Raw genomic sequence first — 17,736 nt, 5'->3', positions numbered from 1 at the left:
AGCCGTTTTTATTCCGAAAACCGCACCAGGTAAGCGTTAGCAGCTATCGTTGCAGCGATTCGCGCGGCCCCACCCAGCTCCACAGCAGGGTCACGGCCATGCCGGCCGCCACGCCGAACACGCCGGAGGACACCGGCTGGATGCCCCACCACAGGCCATCGGCCAGCAGCACGGACGGCAGCCAGTGCTGGACCATGGCGGTGTGCGACAGCATGTAGTACAGCGCCACGCCCAGCCCGGCCAGCATACCGGCCAGCGCCGCATAGCGGGTGACGCCGCGCCAGAAGATGCCCAGCACCATGGCCGGCACAAAGGCCGAGGCCGCCAGCGAGAACGAGGCCGCCACCATGGGCAGGATGTCGGACGGCCGCTGCCCCGCCACCAGCGCCGCCAGCAGCGCCACCGCCATCAGCACGAACTTGGAGACGATGACCCGCTGCTCGGGCGAGGTCTTGCGCGGCCGGTCCTGGAAGTACAGGTCGCGCACCAGGGCGTTGCTGATGGTCAGCAGCAGGCCGTCGGCCGTGGACAACGCCGCCGCCAGCCCGCCGGCGGCCACCAGGCCCGCCACCACATACGGCAGGCCGCCGATTTCCGGTGTCGCCAGCATGATCAGGTCGGCGCCCAGGCGCAGCTCGCCAAACTGCAGCACCCCGTCGCCGTTGACATCCTCCACCGACAGCAGCGAGGCATCGACCCGCGCCCACTGCGCGATCCAGTTCGGCAGCTCGTCAAAGCGCACGCCCACCAGGTTGTTCATCACCTCCAGCTTGATCAGCGCCGCCAGCGCCGGGGCCGTCAGGTACAGCAGGGCGATGAAGAACAGCGTCCACGCCACCGAGGTGCGCGCCGCCGACACCGAGGGCACGGTGTAGTAGCGCACCAGCAGGTGGGGCAGGCCGGCCGTGCCCACCATCAGGCAGAACATCAGCGCCAGGAAGTTGTTGCGCTCGTCGTTGAACTGCGCGCGCTCATCGGCCGTGCCGTCCGGGTCGCCGCCAAACGGCTGGCTGTGGCGCGGCAGGCCGGACAGTGGCCGCGCGCGTTCGCGGTACTCCTCCAGCTGCTGGCGCCAGCGCAGCTGGGCCTCCTGGGCGTTGCGCGGCAGGTTGGCGTATTCGCGGCTGGTGGCCACGATCTGGCCCACATCGCTGTTGACCGAGCGCAGGTAGCGGATGCGTTCGTGCAGCACCAGCCGGTCACGCTCCAGCGACAGCGGCACATCCACCAGCTTGGCCTCCAGCGCCTCGACCCGCGCCTGGTAGGCCTGGCGCACCGCCAGCTCATGGGGCGACTGCAGCAGGGCATCCTCCAGTTCGGTGATCTTCTGCAGCTGGCTGGCATAGGCCACGGCCGCCACCGGATTGCCCAGCTGCTTGTACGCCAGCCAGGACACGGGAATCAGGAAGGCCAGCAGGATCACCACGTACTGCGCGACCTGGGTCCAGGTCACGGCGCGCATGCCACCCAGGAACGAGCACAGCAGCACCCCGCCCAGGCCCAGCATGATGCCGATCTCGAACTGCACCCCGGTCAGCCGCGAGGCGATCAGCCCCACCCCGTAAATCTGCGCCACCACATAGGTGAACGAGCACAGCACCGACGCCAGGGCTGCCACCGTGCGCGGCCACCGGCCACCGAAGCGGGCCTGGAAGAAATCCGGCAGGGTGTACAGCTGCATGGCGCGCAGGTGCGGGGCCACCAGCATGGCCACCAGGCAGAAGCCCCCGGTCCAGCCCAGCAGATAGGCCAGGCCGCCCGGCTGGCCGGCGGTGCCGCCAAAGCCCTGCAGGTACAGCGCGCCCGACAGGCTGATGAAGGAGGCCGCACTCATCCAATCGGCGGCGGCGGCCATGCCGTTGTAGACCGGGGGAATGCGGCGGCCGGCGACATAGTATTCGTCGGCATCGCTGGTGCGCCCCCAGATGCCGATGGCGGCATACACCATGACCGGGACGAAAAGGAAGATGGGACCGATCCAGTGGCGCGACAGGCCGTGCTCTTCGGCCCAGGCCATCAGCAGCAGAAAGCCGATCACGGCCAAGCTGTACAGGGCGACCCAGCGATGGACACGCCACCGGTAGGCACGGGCACGCAAGGAGGAGGAAGTGGCGCTAACGCCGGAGGGGGTGGGCATGGGTGGTACGGGCAGCTGGCAAGGTGGCATCAGGTGCCGAGGCGCTGTGGCTCTCGAACCTGTCCATGACCACACAGTAAACCAGCGCGATCAGCATGAACATCAGGACAGCCCCTTGGGCGGCCATCCAGTAGCCCAACTGCCAGCCTTGCACCCATGCCTGCAAGTCCCGCGCAAAAAAGCACACGCCAAACGAAAACACCACCCAGACCGCCAGCAAGATTGCCTTGAGCCACAGGTGGTGGGTGTCGTGCAGGTCGGGCGGCATCTGCCCCCCGCCTGCCGCCGGCCTGTCATGCACATCGTCGTGAGAAAACTGCATCACAGGCCTTTCGCGGTCTTAGCCCGCCAGTTGCTGCCAAGTGTCGATCACGGTGTCGGGGTTCAGCGAGATCGAGACGATGCCCTTGTCCGCCAGCCACTGGGCGAAGTCGGGGTGGTCCGAAGGGCCCTGACCGCAGATGCCGACGTACTTGCCCTGCTTCAGGCAGGCGTCGATGGCGCGCTCCAGCATCTTCTTGACGGCGGGGTCGCGTTCGTCGAAGTCGGCGGCCAGCAACTCCAGGCCGGAGTCGCGGTCCAGGCCCAGGGTCAGCTGGGTCAGGTCGTTCGAACCGATGGAGAAGCCGTCGAAGTACTCCAGGAACTCCTCGGCCAGGATGGCGTTGGAAGGCACCTCGCACATCATGATCAGCTTGAGATCGTTCTCACCGCGCTTGAGGCCGTTGTCGCCCAGCATGGTGGTCACGCGCTCGGCCTGCTTCAGGGTGCGCACGAAGGGGATCATGATCTGCACGTTGGTCAGACCCATGTCCTCACGCACGCGGCGCAGGGCTTCGCATTCCATCTTGAAGGCTTCGCCGAAGTCTTCGGAGATGTAACGCGCGGCACCGCGGAAGCCCAGCATCGGGTTCTCTTCCTCGGGCTCGTAGCGGCTGCCACCGATCAGCTTGCGGTATTCGTTGGACTTGAAATCCGACATGCGCACGATCACGGGCTTGGGCCAGAAGGCGGCGGCAATCGTGGCCACGCCTTCGGCGACCTTGTCGACGTAGAAGGCGCGGGGCGAGGCATGGCCACGCGCCACGGATTCCACGGCCTTCTTCAGGTCGGGGTCCACGGCGGGGTAGTCCAGGATGGCCTTGGGGTGCACGCCGATGTTGTTGTTGATGATGAACTCCAGGCGGGCCAGACCCACGCCGGCGTTGGGCAGTTGGGCAAAGTCGAAGGCCAGCTGGGGGTTGCCCACGTTCATCATGATCTTGGTCTTGATCTCGGGCATTTCGCCGCGGGTGACTTCGGTCACTTCGGTCTCGATCAGGCCGTCATAGATCTTGCCGGTGTCGCCTTCCGAGCAGGACACGGTCACCAGGGTGCCGTCCTTCAGGCGGGCGGTGGCATCGCCGCAGCCGACCACGGCAGGAATGCCCAGTTCACGCGCGATGATGGCGGCGTGGCAGGTGCGGCCGCCACGGTTGGTCACGATGGCGGAGGCGCGCTTCATGACGGGTTCCCAGTTGGGGTCGGTCATGTCGGTCACCAGCACGTCGCCGGGCTGGACCTGGTCCATCTGCGAAATGTCGGACACCAGACGCACGGGACCGGTACCGATCTTCTGGCCAATCGCGCGGCCTTCGGCCAGCACATTGCCGGTGCCCTTGAGCTTGTAGCGCAGTTCGGCCTGGCCCTTAGACTGGCTCTTCACGGTTTCGGGACGTGCCTGCAGGATGTACAGCTGGCCGTCGGTGCCGTCCTTGCCCCATTCGATGTCCATGGGACGGCCATAGTGCTGCTCGATCACCAGCGCGTACTTGGCCAGTTCCTGCACTTCGGTGTCGGTCAGCGAGTAGCGGTTGCGCAGCTCGGGGGCCACGTCGGTGGTCTTGACCAGCTTGCCGGAGGCGGCCTTCTCTTCGGGCGAGGAGAACACCATCTGGATCAGCTTGGAGCCCAGGTTGCGGCGGATCAGCGCGCTCTTGCCAGCCTTGAGCATGGGCTTGTGCACGTAGAACTCGTCGGGGTTCACGGCGCCTTGCACCACGGTTTCGCCCAGGCCATAGCTGGAGGTGATGAACACCACGTCTTCAAAGCCGGACTCGGTGTCGATGGTGAACATCACGCCGGCCGCGCCCAGGTCAGAGCGCACCATGCGCTGCACGCCGGCGGACAGGGCCACCACGTCGTGGGCAAAGCCCTTGTGCACGCGGTAGGAGATGGCGCGGTCGTTGTACAGCGACGCGAACACTTCCTTCATCTTGTGCAGCACGTCGTCGATGCCCACCACGTTCAGGAAGGTTTCCTGCTGGCCGGCGAACGAGGCGTCGGGCAGATCTTCCGCGGTGGCGGAGGAGCGCACGGCGAACGAAGCGGCGTCGTTACCGCCTTGCAGCGTGATGAAGGCTGCGCGGATGGCGGCTTCCAGGTCGGCCGGGAAAGGCTGTGCTTCCACCAGGGCACGGATTTCAGCACCCACCTGGGCCAGGGCGCGCACGTCTTCGACGTCCAGCGCCGCCAGCTTGGCGGAAATCTTGTCGGCCAGGCCTTCGTAGGCCAGGAATTCGCGGAAGGCGTGGGCCGTGGTGGCAAAGCCCGTGGGCACGCGCACGCCCTGGGGCAGCTGGGAAATCATTTCGCCGAGCGAGGCGTTCTTGCCGCCTACGACTTCGACGTCGCTCATACGCAGTTGTTCGAAAGGCACGACCAGAGCGGTCGCTTCGAAACGGTTAGACATGGGAAGGCTCCAAAGTTAAAAACCGGTATGTCCCACATGCCTGCCCACCACATCTTGGATGTTCTGGTTGTCGGCGGTCGGCCTGCATGCGAGCGAAATTTGGGAATAATGGGCGCCATTGTAGGCCCGGGGCACGATTTCCGCCGTGACCCCGGGTGTTTGATCTGATTGGATAAGCCTGCCCATGCACACGCGCACCGTATTCGTTATTTCGGATGGCACAGGGATCACTGCCGAGACCTTTGGCACCGCCCTGATGACCCAGTTCGACATCAAGCCCCGCATCGTGCGCATCCCCTTTGTTGACACCGTGGACAAGGCCCACCAGGCGGTGCGCCAGATCAACCACACGGGGGATGTGGAAGGCAAGAAGCCGATCGTGTTCAGCACCCTGGTCAACCAGGAGGTGGTCACCATCATCAACGCCCATTGCAAGGGCCTGCTGATGGACATGTTCGGTACCTTTGTGCAGCCGCTGGAAGACGAGCTGGGCATGAAGAGCCAGCACCGCGTGGGCCGCTTCTCGGACATCAGCCAGAGCAAGGAATACCTGGACCGCATGGAGGCCATCAACTACACGCTGGCCCACGACGACGGCCAGACCAACCACGACCTCAGTGGCGCAGACGTGGTGCTGGTGGGGGTGAGCCGCTCGGGCAAGACCCCGACCAGCCTGTACCTGGCCATGCAGTTCGGCCTGAAGGTGGCCAACTACCCGCTGATCCCCGAGGACTTCGAGCGCAAGAAGCTGCCCCCGGCGCTGGAGCCCATCCGCAAGAAGCTGTTCGGCCTGACGATCGACCCCGTGCGCCTGTCCAGCATCCGCAACGAGCGCCGCCCCAACTCGCGCTACGCCAGCCTGGAGAACTGCCGCCACGAAGTGCACGAGGCCGAGGCCATGATGCGCCGCGCCGGCGTGAGCTGGCTGTCGACCACCACCAAGTCGATCGAGGAAATCTCGACCACCATCCTGCAGGAAGTGCTGCCCCACCGCCTGGGCATGGGACACGGCCACGGCTGAGGCCCGCAGGCGGCGCCCTGCCCGGCCCCGCCGTCTTCACATTCCGCATGAAAACAGCTGCCAGCGCGCATACAGCAATCGCTGGCAGCTATTTTTTTACAAGCAGACCTCGGCCCCAGGACGGGATGCCGGGGCAAACAGGTACTGCAGTGCCCCATCCTGCATGCGCACCGCTTCGCTGTGGATGCCCCAGACCCGGGCCATGCAGTCCGGCGTCAGGATGTCGGACACGGCACCCAGCTCGGCCGCCCGCCCCTGGCCGGGCACCAGCAGCACCTCGTGCGCATAGCGCAGCGCCAGGTTCAGGTCGTGCAGCACCGCCACCACCCCCAGGCCCTGGGTCTGCGCCCGGATGCGCAGCAAGGCCATCACCTGGTGCTGGTGCTGCAGGTCCAGCGCAGCGGTCGGCTCGTCCAGCAGCAGCCACTGGCTGCCCAGGCCGTGGGGTTGCCACAGCTGGGCCAGCACCCGCGCCAGCTGCACGCGCGCACGCTCGCCGCCGGACAAGGTGGTGACTTCGCGCCGTGCCAGGTGGGCCACGCCCATGCTGTCCATGGCGGACTGCACGATCTGCGCCTCCTGGTGCGAAGGCTGCTGGCGGTGGGGGTAGCGCCCCATCTCCACCACTTCCTGCGCGGAAAAGGCAAAGGCCACCTGGGTTTCCTGCGCCATGAAGGCCATGCGCCGCGCCAGCTGGGCCGCCGGCAGCCGGTGCAAGGGCTCCGTCCCCAGGCACACCCGGCCCGCCGCCGGCGGGCGCAAACCTGCCATCACGGCCATCAGGGTGCTTTTGCCGGCCCCATTCGGGCCGACGATGGCCGTCAGCCGCCCTGGTGCCAGCGCGGCCTGCACGGTCGCCAGCAGCGGCCCGTGGGCCGAGGCCCGCACCTGCAGTCCGGCGCACACCAGCGCCTGCGATGCCGCCGGCCCGCTCATACCCGCCCCCGGAACTGGCGCAGCATCCACAGGAACAGCGGCACGCCGATGCAGGCCGTCAGCACGCCCAGCGGCATCTCGGCCGGCTGCACCAGGGTGCGCGCCAGGGCATCGGCCGCCAGCACCAGGGCCGCCCCCAGCAAGGCCGAGCACGGCAGCACCACCCGGTGGTCCGGCCCGGCCAGCAGCCGCACCCCGTGCGGGGCCACCAGGCCGATGAAACCGATCACGCCGGTCGCCGAGGTCACCACACCCACGGCCAGCGCCGCGACCACGATGGCCCAGCGCTTGGTGCGCTCCACCGCCACGCCCATCAGTTGGGCCTGCGCCTCGCCCAGCGCCAGGGCATTGAGCGCCCGGGCCAGCAGCAGCGCTGCCGCCAGGCACACCGCCACGGCACCGCCGACCAGCAGCACCGTGGGCCAGCGCGACTGGCCCAGGCTGCCCATCAGCCACAGCTGCACATTGCGCAACTGCTCATCGTTGGAGACATAGCTCAGCCATCCCAGGCCCGCCCCGGCCAGGGCGTTGATGGCAATCCCGGCCAGCAGCATCAGCGCGATGCGCGTGCTGCCCAGGGTCTGCGCCAGCCCATAGATCAGCCCGGTCACCAGCATGCCGCCCGCAAAGGCGCTGCATGCCAGGGTCCAGCTGCCCAGCTTGAACCCCAGGTCGGGCCACCATTGCGGCCCCAGCACGATGGCCCCGGCCGCAGCCAGGGCCGCGCCGCTGCTCACGCCGATCAGGCCGGGGTCGGCCAGCGGGTTGCGAAACAGGCCCTGCATCAGCGCGCCGGCCACCCCCAGGCCTGCGCCAGCGGCCGCGCCCAGCAGCAAGCGGGGCAGGCGGATGTTCAGGAACACCAGGTGCTCCGGCCCCTGCGCGGCGTGCCCACCCAGGGCATCGCGCAACACCACCAGAATCTGCAGTGGGCTGATGGCATACGCCCCCTGCGCGCCGCCCCACAGCAAGGCCAGCAAGGCCAGCACCACGCCACCGCCCACCGCCAGCGCGGGCGGCAGGCGCCCGGCCACGCCCGCATGCGGCCTCATGCCGTCACCTGCAGCATCTGGCGGTGCAGGGCCTGCACGGCCGAAGGCAGGCGCGGACCGAAGCCCAGCAGATGGCTGGCCTCCATCGTCACCAGGGCCTTGTGGGCAAACGCCGGGGTCAGGGCCAGCTCCGGCCGCTGCCAGAACACCACCACCCCGCCCAGGGCTTCAATCCCCTGGGTGCTGTTGATGATCACCTGCGGCGCCGCTGCGGCCATGGCCTCGGCCGTCAGGGGCCGGTAGCCGGCGAATGCCGTCACCACGTTGTCGGCGCCGGCCAGTGTCAGCAGGGCATGGGCGGCGGTGTCCGTGCCCGCCACCATGGGCGATCCATTGTGCGAAAGGATGAACAGGGCGCGCGGACGCCGCGTGGCCTGGGCCACCTGCCGGCTCACCTGGGCCCATTCCTGCTGCAGGCGCTGGGCCAGTTGCGCAGCCTGGGCCTCGCGCCCGGTCACCCGGCCAACAGTCTCGACCTTGCGCAGCACTTCCTCGAAGCTGTGCTGCGCAGGCACCAGTTCCACCCGCACCCCGGCCGCGCGCACCTGCTCCAGCACCACGGCCGGCCCGGCATCGGCCGCGCCCACCAGGGCGTCCGGCTGCAGGGACAGCAGCCCCTCGGCGGACAGCTGGCGCAAATACCCCACCTTGGGCGTGCGGGTGGCGGCCTCGGGGTACAGGCTGGTGGTGTCCGTGGCCACCAGCAGCGATTGCGCCCCCAGGGCGTAGACCACTTCGGTCAGAGCGCCGCCCACGCTGATCAGACGGCGCACGGGCCGGCCACGCTGCTGCGCCCACGCCGGCCAGGCCGCCGCCATGCCCGAGGCGGCCAGGGCCGCCAGCCACTGGCGGCGCGGCCAGGTCTGCGGTGCGAACTGTGGGTGCATTTCCCGTCTCCCCTCAGGCACGTGGCAGGCTTTCGGCCAGATCACGCCAGGCGGGCAGCTCCAGCTCACCCGGCTTGCGCACCCCGAAGAACATGGCCACCACATCGCCGGACGCATCAAACAGTTCCACCGAGGTCACCACGCCGTCGCTGGTGGGCTTGCGCACCAGCCAGGCCGCCGTGATCAGGTCGCGGCGCAGGTGCAGGTTGAAGCCAGTGTCCAGCACATTGATCCAGTCCGCGCCACCGGGCGTCTGCATGGGCTTGATGTGGTGCACGGTCCCGGAGTGGATCTGGATGCAGCCCTTGCTGCCGACGAACACCATGATGGGCACGGCCGCCGCCGCGGCCTGCTGCAGCAGCGGGGTCTCGGCCCCCAGGTGCAGCGGTTCGCAGAACTCCCCCCGGGTCAGGCGAAAGCTCTGCTGGCGCTCGCACTCAAAGTGGCGCAGCATGCCGAAGAACTCGTGCGTGTCCTGCATGTTCGCCCAGGCCTGGCGCAGGCCTGCGGCGTCGATGCTGGCATCGTCCTTGACCACGGCCCGCGGCTTGGCCGGCACGAAGCCATAGTCCTGCTGTGCATCGGCAAAGCGCTGCACCACGGCCTCCCAGGCCTGCAGGTCGGTGCTGGGGCGCACATAGATCTTGTGCACCGCTACGCCATGCTGGTTGAAGAACTGCAGGCTGCGCTGCGCTGCCCCGCCCTGGCCCGGCTCGGTCACGGCGAAACCGGCATGCCACTGGAAGAAGAAGATGCGCAGATCGATGTCGTCGTTGTTGCACAGGGCCACCTGCCCCTCGCGGCTGAAGCCCTGGTAGATGCCATCCTTTTCGTGGACGACGGACTCGTTGCGCGTCAAGGCCATCAGTGTGCCGCAAGGCGCCAGCGCCGACAGGATTTCGAACCACTGCGGCGCCAGCGCCAGCGCCTTGAGGGGCTGCGCATGCGCCCCCACGTGGGCGGCGACCACCGCCCCCTCACTCAGGCCCACGGATTGGGCGGCGTCCTTGGCGCGCAGCCCCTGGGCGCGCGCCTGGGCAAAGGCCTGGCGTATCGCGGCGTGATCGGCCAACGGTTGTTCCACTACGGCGTTCATGGTGTTGCTCCTGGTTGGGAAAAAACGGGCGCCATGCCGACCGTGCGGTATGGCGAGGGGGCTGGCCGAACCGGCCTTAGAAGTCGGCGACCAGCGAGACGCGCAGGTTGCGCCCCGGGTTGCTGTAGGCGTCGATGGCGGCACGCTCGGTGGCCGTCGTCACGCCGCGCACATCGGACCAGTTCCAGTACTTCTTGTCGGTGAGGTTGAACAGGCCCAGGTTCAGGCGCACGCCCTTGCGCAGCTCCACCTGGCCGCTCAGGTCCAGCACCGTGGACGCAGGGCTCAGGAACAGGGCCGTGCTGCTGGACGGCACATCGCGCGGCTTCTTGGCCGCGGTGTAGGTGGCCGCCAGCTCCCAGTTCCAGCGCGCCGCCTTCTGGCCCAGGCCCAGCTTCAACTGGTGGGGCGAGATGCTTTCCAGGCCCTGGCCGTCCTCGCCCGTGCCCTTGGTGTAGCCATAGCCACCGCGCAAATGCCAGGCCCCGCCCCAGGCCTGGCCCAGCTCCGCCTTGGCCTTCAGCTCCACGCCCTTGATCGTGGCCTGCGCCTGGTTGCGCGACTGCTGCAGGCTGATCACCGGGGAGGTGCCCACCGAGCCGGCGTTGGCATAGCGTTCGATGAAGTTGCGGTAGCGCCCGTAGAACGCCGCGGCCTCCCACTGGAAGGCGCCCTCGGTCTGGCGCAGGCCCAGGTCGAAGTTGTTGCTGGTTTCCGCCTGGAGGTTGGGATTCGGCAGGATGTAGTAGCCATAGAACGGCGTCACATTGCCAAAGAAGTTGTTCAGCTCGCCCGCCGTGGGTGCACGGAAGCCGCGCGCATAGTTGGCATACAGCTGCAGGCCCCCGGCCAGGTTCCACTGCGTGCCCAGCTGCGGCAGCCAGGCATCGAAGCGCTTGGACACCGGCGTGGCCCCCGAGGCCCCCATGTGGATGCTGCCGGCGTCGGCGTCGATATCGACCGATTCGTAGCGCAGGCCTGGCTTGACCAGGAAGGCGCCCAGCTCGATGTTGTCCTGCACGAAGGCGCCCCAGCGCGTAGTGCGGGTGTCCGGCCCCTTGGGCACCGAGGTGGTCACACCGTTGTCGGTGGACAGGCTGTCGAAATCGTTGTCCAGGCGGCTCAGGTCCAGCCCATAGTGCAGCGCATGCGCCCCCCACTGCTTGCGCGCCTGCACGCCGGCCTGCAGCATGCGTTCGTCGTAATGGTGGTCGCGCACACGCATGCCATTCGCCGTGCTGGTGTCCAGCCGTAGCTGCTGGCGGTTGCTGCTGTCCTGCCAGGCCAGGTAGCTGCTCAGCAGGTCGGCGGCCGCGCTGTGCACCCGGAAGTCCGACTTCAGCGACACCCGGCTGCGCGTGCTGTCGTTGTCGTCAATGTGGCTGCGGGTGGTGCCGTTGGCGAAGTCGTGCAGGTTGTTGACATGCACGTCCTGGCGGCGGTGTTCGGCCGTGAAGACATGGGTCTGGTTGGCATCGGGCTGGAAGACCAGCTTGGCCAGCACCGACTGGCGGCGGTTGTCTTCCGGATTGGGCTGGGTGCGCTGCAGGCCCGTGCCACCCACGGTGCCCATGTTGTCGATCTCGTCGCTCCACTCACCGTTGACGGACAGCAGCCACTGCCATTGCGCCGAGGCCTTGCCCGCCAGCGCGGCGCCAGCGGTCAGGCCCTGGTTTTCGCTGCGCCAGCCCAGCAGGGCCCGTCCGCCCAGCGTCTTGCCGTCCTTGAGCAGGTCGGCCGGCAGCAGGGTGCGCATATGGACCACCCCGGCAATCCCGCCGGCCGGCAGGCTGACCGGCGACACGCCCTTGTGCACCTCGATGGCCGACAGGGTCAGCGGGTCGACATGGTCGCGGCCGAAGCTGTGGCTGTTCATGAAACTGTCGGCCTCGGGCTGGGCAATGCCGTCGATCAGCATCTGCACCCGGTTGCCACCCAGGCCGCGGATTTCAAACCCGGTATTGCCCTCGCGCCCGGTGGTGCCCGAGATGCCGGTGCCGCGCTTGGGCTGGCGTGGCACCTCCACGTTCACCATGTCCCGGGTCGCATCGCGGATGTCCAGCACCTGCTGGCGCTCCAGATCGGCCTGGTTCAGGGACTCCACCCCATAGGTGGTGGACAGCTCCGAGGCTTGCTCGGTCACCACCGTCGTCGGCAACTGCGGCTCGGCCGCTTGCGCTGCTGCACACACCCCAGCCCACATGGCCGCGCACGCCACTGGGCGCAGGCCTCCCCACAACTGTGTCATAGCTCGTTCTCTCTTCCTTCATTTGGTGATATCCAAACGCTGGCGAACCTAGGAAGAACGAAAACGACCTGGGGGTGGCTGGCTGTGCGCGCATTATATGCGAATAATTCTCATTAATTGACACAAGACAACCGTTGGTCCCTTGGACTGGATTAAAGATTAAGGCCTGCCCGACCAGCGCCGCTGCGACCAGACACACCACACCAGCCCCAGCGTGGCCAGCGCACCGCCGACCCAGCCGATGTGCTGCATGCCGGCATGCAGGCTCACCTGGCTGCCCAGCAGCGCCCCGGCGCCGATGCCGATGTTGAAGATGCCCGAGAACAGCGACATGCCCACGTCCGTGGCATCGTGGGCCAGGCTCAGCACCTTGGCCTGCATGGCCAGGGCCATGCACATCATGGCAATGCCCCAGACCACGCAGACCGCGTACAGCAGCGGCACCTGGGCGCTGGCAGGGCCCAGCAGGCACAGGCTGAGTGCCATGCCGGCAATCGCCAGCGGCAGGAAGCTGCGCGCCAAGCGCAGGCCGTAGGCACTGAACAGCAGGCTGCCGACAATCCCCATGCCGCCAAACAGCAGCAGCACCACCGTGGTCACATGCGCGTCCAGGCCTGCCACGACCTGCACAAAAGGCTCGATGTAGCTGTAGACCGTGAACTGCGCCGTCACCACACACACCAGCAGCAGGTACAGGGCCATCAGCGCAGGGCGGCGCAGCAGCACCGGGATGCTGGAGGCCGAGCCGGCGTTCTCGCTGGGCAGCTGCGGCAGGTTGCGCGCCAGCGCCAGCATGACGACCACCGCCAGGGCGCCAATCGCCCAGAACGTGGTGCGCCAGCCCAGCCAGTCCCCCACCACGCGCCCCAGCGGAATGCCCATGACCATGGCCAGCGTGGTGCCCGTAGCCAGCAGGCCCAGGGCCTGGGCCTTTTTGCCCGGCGGGGCCACGCGCACCGCCAGGGCCGCCGTGATCGACCAGAACACCGCGTGCGAGAAGGCCACGCCCGCGCGGCTGAGCACCAGCATGGCAAAGCTGTTCGCCAGCCCCGACACCACATGGCTGGCGATGAACACGGCGAACACCCCCATCAGCAGCTTGCGCCGCTCCATGTGCCGCGTCAGCAGCATGCAGGGCAGCGAGGCCAGGGCCACGATCCAGGCATAGATGGTCAGCATCAGGCCCACGTGCTCGGCCGGCATGCCGAAGCTGGCGCCAATGTCGCCGAGCATGCCGACCGGCACAAACTCGCTGGTGTTGAAAATGAAGGCGCCCAAGGCCAGCGCGCACACGCTCAGCCAGGCGCGCAGGTTGGAAACGGGGGAAACAGGGGAAGACATGCGCAGGACAGAAATGAAAATGCACCCCGCAGGGTGCTTGATGGTCAACACGCGGCGGCCTTGTGCACAAGGCCGCCCGGTCCCGCAGTCTAGCCCTTGTGCCGGGCGCCGGGGGCGCCGGCCTGCGCACCCATGTTCAGCCCCAGGCCATTTCCCCCAGAGCCACCTTGGCGCCGATTTCCAGCGAGACCTTGCCCTGCAGCTGCGGGTAGCGCTGCAGCATGTGGGCGATCAACTGGGCACTGCCGGAGGACTGGGCCAGCGCTTCTTCGAACGCCTGCAGATAGTCCCGCGTGAAGCGCAGGGCCCCTGCATCCAGCACGCCCTGGGGCCCCATGTGGCCGGGCACCACCCGTTGCGGCTGGCGCGCCAGCATGGCGTCCAGGTTGTCACGCCAGGCCCGGCGTGCCGCAGCGCTGGGGGTGTCGGCCGTCCAGACATGCAGGTCCGAAAACACCAGCACCCCACCCACGATGGCCTGCAGCGACGGCACCCACAGGTAGCGCCGGTTGGCCAGGCCTTGTGCGGCCACGATCTCGATGCGCTGGCCTTCCAGCATCAGCACCGGCGCATCCATCGGCTGGGCGAAGACCACATCGGCGCGGGTCTGCGGGCCGTTGTCCTTGAGCTGCGGCCCCCAGACGGCCAGTTTCTTGTCCACATTCGCCGCAATCGCCGCGATGGTCTCGGAGGCCGCCAGAATCCGCGCCTGGGGAAAGGCGTCGCGGATGGGGGCCAGGCCAAAGTAATAGTCGGGATCGCTCTGGCTGATGTAGATGGCCTGGAGCGTCTTGCCCGTCGCCGCAATAGCCTGGGCCACGGCCCGGCCATCGGACAGGGTGAAGCCACCGTCCACCAAGATGGCGTCCCGGGCCCCGCTGAGCAGCACGGGCGCCCGCGAGAAGCCGTGTTCATCGGCGGGGAAGTGGGTCCACTGCAGGGCAGCCGGCTGGGCCGCCTGCACCGCCAGCGACGGGGCCGCCAAGCCCACAGCGGTCATTTGCAGGAAATGGCGACGTTGCAACATGGAGAGATTCATGGGTTCAAACAGGGGGCGCGCACCCGCGCACGGCCACAGGGTGCGGGCCGCTGCGGTGCGCCAAACACAGGGACCGGCCCGCGCGGTGGCCGGCAGCGATCAATAGGCCACGGTGAAGCGCTGGCGCACATGCGCCTGCTGCTCCAGCGCATCCACCAGGGCCACGGCCAGGTCGGCGGCCGAGATGTCGCCCGGTGTGCCATCGGCCTGCATCAGCGGGGCATCCTGGCCGGTGCGGTACTGGCCGGTGCGACCCTGGGACTGGGCGGCCGAGCCGCCATGGAAGCCGATGGGGGGACTCAGGAAGCTCCAGTCCAGGCCGGTGTCCTGGGTCTGCAGCAGGGTCAGCACATCGCGGGCCGCGGTGGCACCGGCCTTGATGGGTGCGGGGAATTCCGGCGTATCCACCAGTTGCACGCCAGGCGCCACAAACAGGCTGCCCGCGCCGCCCACGACCAGAAAGCGCGACACGCCCGCGTCCTTGACGCCCTGCAGCGTGGCACGGCTGGCGCGCATGAAATCCTCGTAGATGTTCGGGTTGGTCCAGCCCGCGTTGTAGGCGCTGAGCACGGCCTGCGTGCCACGCACGGCCTCGCGCACGGCGGCGGCGTCCAGCACATCGGCCTGCACCACCTTCAGGTGCGGGCGCGGTGCCAGCTTGGCGGTGTCACGCACCAGGGCCACCACGTCGTGGCCGCGCTGCAGCAATTCTTCCAGCAGGGCCGAGCCCACGAAACCGGTGGCACCAATCAGAGCAACTTGCATGTGCTATCTCCTAGCAATTGAACAATGGCTAAAGCTTAAAGGCCTGAAACCGGCAAAAACCACGCAGATTGCACCAACACTTTGAAGCACAGCTTCACAATAGCGGCATGGAAGACCTCAAACGCATGGCCGTGTTCGCCGCCGTGGTGCAGGCGGGCAGCATGACGGCCGCCGCCCGGCAGCTGGGCATGACGCCCTCGGCCGTGAGCCAGCACATCCGCCAGCTCGAGCGCCAGGCCGGCGTCACCTTGCTGCACCGCTCCACCCGCCAGATCGCCCTGAGCGATGCCGGCCAGCGCTTTTACGTGCAGTGCGCCACCCTGGCCGATGCCGCGCAGCGCGCCCGGGCCGAGCTGGTGGCCGAACGCCAGCAGCCCAGCGGCGAGCTGCGCCTGTCCGCCCCGGTCGGCTTTGCCCGGCATGCGGCCCCGGCCCTGGGCGCCTGGCTGGCGCGCTTTCCGCAGCTGCGCCTGGGCCTGCTGCTGGACGATGCCACCATCGACCTGATCCAGGCGCGGGTGGACGTGGCCCTGCGCTTTGGCCACCTGCCCGATTCGAGCTGGGTGGCGCGCAAACTGGCCAGCACCCCCAACTGGCTGTGCGCCGCGCCGCGCTGGGTGGCCGCGCAGCCACAGCCGCTGCAGCACCCGGAACAGCTGAGCAGCGCGCACTGGCTGGCCCTGCACCGCTCCGGCGATGCCCTGCGCACCCTGCAGTGGCGCCACCGCGGCACGCAGGCGCTGTACAGCCTGCAGCTGCTGCCGCACCTGCACAGCAACCACCAGATGGCCGTGCAGGAGCTGTGCGAGGCCGGCCTGGGCGTGGCCCTGCTGTCCGCCATTGACGTGGCCGACCGCGTGCGCGACGGCCACCTGGTGCGCCTGCTGCCCGACTGGGAGATGGGCATGCTCGACATCTGGGCCGTGACGCCGCAGCGCGATGCCCAACCCGCCAAGGTGCGCCAGGCGATTGCCGAGCTGCAGGCCTACTTTGCGCAGCTGAACGGCACGCTGCGCTGAGCCTGCACCGCTGCGCACCAAAACAAACAGCACCGTGGCCGGTGCTGTGGGTGGTTAGAAAAAATTGATAGCAGGTAGCACTTGAACCGCGCGCACTTCAAAGACTTAACCCATTGAAATGCTTGCAGAACAAGCGCCAGCCGCTCTTGTTTTTGCAGTCTCTCAGTTCGCGACCTTCTCGCCGCGCTCGTACACGGCCGAGGCGCGGCCGACGATCAGCGAGTCCAGCTTGCCGACCTTGTCCAGGTCGCGGTTCTTGTAGGGCAGCTTGTGCAGCACATAGCGCATGGCATTCAGGCGCGCGCGCTTCTTGCAGTCGCTCTTGATCACCGTCCAGGGCGCATCGGCGGTGTCGGTTTCGAAGAACATCGCCTCCTTGGCGCGCGTGTAGTCGTCCCACTTGTCCAGCGAGGCCTGGTCGATGGGGCTGAGCTTCCACTGCTTGAGCGGGTGCGTCTCGCGCTCCTTGAAGCGGCGACGCTGCTCCTTGCGGCTGACACTGAACCAGAACTTGATCACATGCACGCCGCTGTTGACCAGCATGCGCTCGAACTGCGGCGCATCCTGCATAAACTGGCGGTACTGCGCGTCCGTGCAAAAGCCCATCACGCGCTCCACGCCGGCGCGGTTGTACCAACTGCGGTCCAGCAGCACGATCTCGCCCGCCGTGGGCAGGTGCTGCACGTAGCGCTGGAAGTACCACTGGCCCTGCTCGGTCGGCGAAGGCTTTTCCAGCGCCACCACGCGCGCACCGCGGGGGTTCAGGTGCTCCATGAAGCGCTTGATGCTGCCGCCCTTGCCGGCCGCGTCGCGCCCTTCGAAGACGATGACCACGCGCTGGCCGGTCTCCTTGACCCAGGCCTGCAGCTTCAGCAGCTCCACCTGCAGGCGGAATTTTTCCTTTTCATAGACCGAGCGGCGCAGCAGGTTGGCATACGGATAGCCGCCCTCCTTCCAGTCCTTGGCCAGCTCCTCGTCCGGGTTGGGGCGCGGCTCCTTCTTGCCGGTGCCGTCCAGCTTGTTCAAGGCCTTGCGCAGCGCCTTCTGGTCGTCGGGATCGGAGCCTTCCAGCAGCGCGCGCAGCGCCTTGGCGCGCTCCTTGTCGGTGCCCGGCGCGTCCAGCACGCTCAGCACCGCAGCCACCCGGCGCTTTTGCGCCGCCTGCGTGGCCTGGCCGGCCACGAACTGCTCGATCGACTTGGCATCCTGGCCCACCGCCACATCGCCGGCGGCGGCTTTGCGCTTGCCGTGCTCGGCCGGGGGCGCCTCGGATTGGGAATTGCTGGGGGTGGGCTTGTCGGCCATACGCGAAAACTCCTGCCCCTGCACGGCCGCGCGCCGTGCAGAGATTCATAAACAACATCACATCCAGCGCTTGACGATACCATTGACCGACACCCCTGCAAGGCATCGCACTGACAGCAGATGCCGTGCTTCTCTGTTGCCCTCGCCGGGTTTCCAGGT

At 67.8% G+C, this 17,736-nt stretch carries 14 protein-coding genes; 2 read left to right on the top strand and 12 right to left on the bottom strand.

Annotation, left to right across the window (positions count from 1 at the left end; genetic code table 11):
• Nucleotides 1–43: 43 nt before the first annotated feature.
• The 3 genes from FYM52_RS12050 to ppsA are packed head-to-tail and all read right to left on the bottom strand — an operon-like array spanning nt 44 to nt 4,868.
• Nucleotides 44–2,137: a VC_2705 family sodium/solute symporter gene (locus FYM52_RS12050; RefSeq protein WP_154164272.1), complete on the bottom strand. Its 2,094-nt coding sequence runs from the start codon at nt 2,135–2,137 to the stop codon at nt 44–46.
• A complete protein-coding gene (locus FYM52_RS12045; protein WP_051519615.1) occupies nt 2,115–2,459 on the bottom strand; it encodes a DUF4212 domain-containing protein in 345 nt (114 codons plus the stop codon). The genes FYM52_RS12050 and FYM52_RS12045 overlap by 23 nt, the downstream gene beginning before the upstream one ends.
• Nucleotides 2,460–2,477: 18 nt before the next feature.
• On the bottom strand, nt 2,478–4,868 hold the full coding sequence (gene ppsA / locus FYM52_RS12040; RefSeq protein ID WP_045266398.1) for a phosphoenolpyruvate synthase: 2,391 nt from the start codon (nt 4,866–4,868) through the stop codon (nt 2,478–2,480).
• Between the two features lie 184 nt (nt 4,869–5,052).
• Here ppsA and FYM52_RS12035 point away from each other — a divergent pair, with 184 nt between their 5' ends.
• Nucleotides 5,053–5,889, top strand: a complete 837-nt coding sequence (locus tag FYM52_RS12035; RefSeq protein ID WP_042415487.1) for a pyruvate, water dikinase regulatory protein — start codon at nt 5,053–5,055, stop codon at nt 5,887–5,889.
• Nucleotides 5,890–5,985: 96 nt separating this feature from the next.
• Here FYM52_RS12035 and FYM52_RS12030 read toward each other — a convergent pair whose 3' ends face one another.
• The 8 genes from FYM52_RS12030 to FYM52_RS11995 all read right to left on the bottom strand — a co-directional run bounded on the left by FYM52_RS12030 (nt 5,986) and on the right by FYM52_RS11995 (nt 15,253).
• Nucleotides 5,986–6,825, bottom strand: a complete 840-nt coding sequence (locus FYM52_RS12030; RefSeq protein WP_154164271.1) for a heme ABC transporter ATP-binding protein — start codon at nt 6,823–6,825, stop codon at nt 5,986–5,988.
• Nucleotides 6,822–7,877, bottom strand: coding sequence for an iron ABC transporter permease (locus FYM52_RS12025; protein WP_154164270.1), 1,056 nt, complete (start codon nt 7,875–7,877; stop codon nt 6,822–6,824). Before FYM52_RS12025 ends, FYM52_RS12030 begins: the two co-directional genes overlap by 4 nt.
• Nucleotides 7,874–8,764, bottom strand: coding sequence for a hemin ABC transporter substrate-binding protein (locus FYM52_RS12020; RefSeq protein ID WP_370513838.1), 891 nt, complete (start codon nt 8,762–8,764; stop codon nt 7,874–7,876). Before FYM52_RS12020 ends, FYM52_RS12025 begins: the two co-directional genes overlap by 4 nt.
• A gap of 13 nt (nt 8,765–8,777) precedes the next feature.
• On the bottom strand, nt 8,778–9,860 hold the full coding sequence (locus tag FYM52_RS12015) for a hemin-degrading factor (protein ID WP_154164269.1): 1,083 nt from the start codon (nt 9,858–9,860) through the stop codon (nt 8,778–8,780).
• A gap of 76 nt (nt 9,861–9,936) precedes the next feature.
• Nucleotides 9,937–12,108, bottom strand: a complete 2,172-nt coding sequence (locus FYM52_RS12010) for a TonB-dependent hemoglobin/transferrin/lactoferrin family receptor (protein WP_154164268.1) — start codon at nt 12,106–12,108, stop codon at nt 9,937–9,939.
• 159 nt (nt 12,109–12,267) lie between these two features.
• Entirely contained in the window at nt 12,268–13,449 is a 1,182-nt protein-coding gene (locus FYM52_RS12005; RefSeq protein WP_154164267.1) for a sugar transporter, read from the bottom strand.
• 136 nt (nt 13,450–13,585) lie between these two features.
• On the bottom strand, nt 13,586–14,476 hold the full coding sequence (locus FYM52_RS12000; protein ID WP_154164266.1) for an MBL fold metallo-hydrolase: 891 nt from the start codon (nt 14,474–14,476) through the stop codon (nt 13,586–13,588).
• A gap of 111 nt (nt 14,477–14,587) precedes the next feature.
• Complete coding sequence (locus FYM52_RS11995; protein WP_154164265.1) at nt 14,588–15,253, bottom strand: NAD(P)-dependent oxidoreductase; 666 nt, start codon at nt 15,251–15,253, stop codon at nt 14,588–14,590.
• 107 nt (nt 15,254–15,360) lie between these two features.
• Here FYM52_RS11995 and FYM52_RS11990 point away from each other — a divergent pair, with 107 nt between their 5' ends.
• Nucleotides 15,361–16,272, top strand: coding sequence for a LysR family transcriptional regulator (locus FYM52_RS11990; protein ID WP_154164264.1), 912 nt, complete (start codon nt 15,361–15,363; stop codon nt 16,270–16,272).
• 162 nt (nt 16,273–16,434) lie between these two features.
• On the opposite strand, the gene ppk2 is transcribed toward FYM52_RS11990, so the two are convergent.
• Complete coding sequence (gene ppk2, locus FYM52_RS11985) at nt 16,435–17,577, bottom strand: polyphosphate kinase 2 (protein ID WP_154164263.1); 1,143 nt, start codon at nt 17,575–17,577, stop codon at nt 16,435–16,437.
• Nucleotides 17,578–17,736: the final 159 nt, after the last annotated feature.

The organism is Comamonas sp. CAH-2, assembly GCF_009668305.1.
GTDB lineage: Bacteria > Pseudomonadota > Gammaproteobacteria > Burkholderiales > Burkholderiaceae_C > Comamonas > Comamonas aquatica.
The sequence above is the reverse complement of the archived record's forward strand: the minus strand, read 5'-3'. Positions and strand labels throughout refer to the sequence as shown.

Excerpts from the sequence above, each read along its gene's own strand:
- FYM52_RS12045 (WP_051519615.1), bottom strand. The coding sequence starts at position 2,459 with ATGCAGTTTTCTCACGACGATGTGCATGACAGGCCGGCGGCAGGCGGG.
- FYM52_RS12015 (WP_154164269.1), bottom strand. The coding sequence starts at position 9,860 with ATGAACGCCGTAGTGGAACAACCGTTGGCCGATCACGCCGCGATACGC.
- FYM52_RS12030 (WP_154164271.1), bottom strand. The coding sequence starts at position 6,825 with ATGAGCGGGCCGGCGGCATCGCAGGCGCTGGTGTGCGCCGGACTGCAG.
- FYM52_RS12000 (WP_154164266.1), bottom strand. The coding sequence starts at position 14,476 with ATGTTGCAACGTCGCCATTTCCTGCAAATGACCGCTGTGGGCTTGGCG.
- ppsA (WP_045266398.1), bottom strand. The coding sequence starts at position 4,868 with ATGTCTAACCGTTTCGAAGCGACCGCTCTGGTCGTGCCTTTCGAACAA.
- FYM52_RS11990 (WP_154164264.1), top strand. The coding sequence starts at position 15,361 with ATGGAAGACCTCAAACGCATGGCCGTGTTCGCCGCCGTGGTGCAGGCG.
- FYM52_RS12035 (WP_042415487.1), top strand. The coding sequence starts at position 5,053 with ATGCACACGCGCACCGTATTCGTTATTTCGGATGGCACAGGGATCACT.
- FYM52_RS12010 (WP_154164268.1), bottom strand. The coding sequence starts at position 12,108 with ATGACACAGTTGTGGGGAGGCCTGCGCCCAGTGGCGTGCGCGGCCATG.
- FYM52_RS12005 (WP_154164267.1), bottom strand. The coding sequence starts at position 13,449 with ATGTCTTCCCCTGTTTCCCCCGTTTCCAACCTGCGCGCCTGGCTGAGC.
- ppk2 (WP_154164263.1), bottom strand. The coding sequence starts at position 17,577 with ATGGCCGACAAGCCCACCCCCAGCAATTCCCAATCCGAGGCGCCCCCG.
- FYM52_RS12025 (WP_154164270.1), bottom strand. The coding sequence starts at position 7,877 with ATGAGGCCGCATGCGGGCGTGGCCGGGCGCCTGCCGCCCGCGCTGGCG.
- FYM52_RS12050 (WP_154164272.1), bottom strand. The coding sequence starts at position 2,137 with ATGCCCACCCCCTCCGGCGTTAGCGCCACTTCCTCCTCCTTGCGTGCC.
- FYM52_RS11995 (WP_154164265.1), bottom strand. The coding sequence starts at position 15,253 with ATGCAAGTTGCTCTGATTGGTGCCACCGGTTTCGTGGGCTCGGCCCTG.
- FYM52_RS12020 (WP_370513838.1), bottom strand. The coding sequence starts at position 8,764 with ATGCACCCACAGTTCGCACCGCAGACCTGGCCGCGCCGCCAGTGGCTG.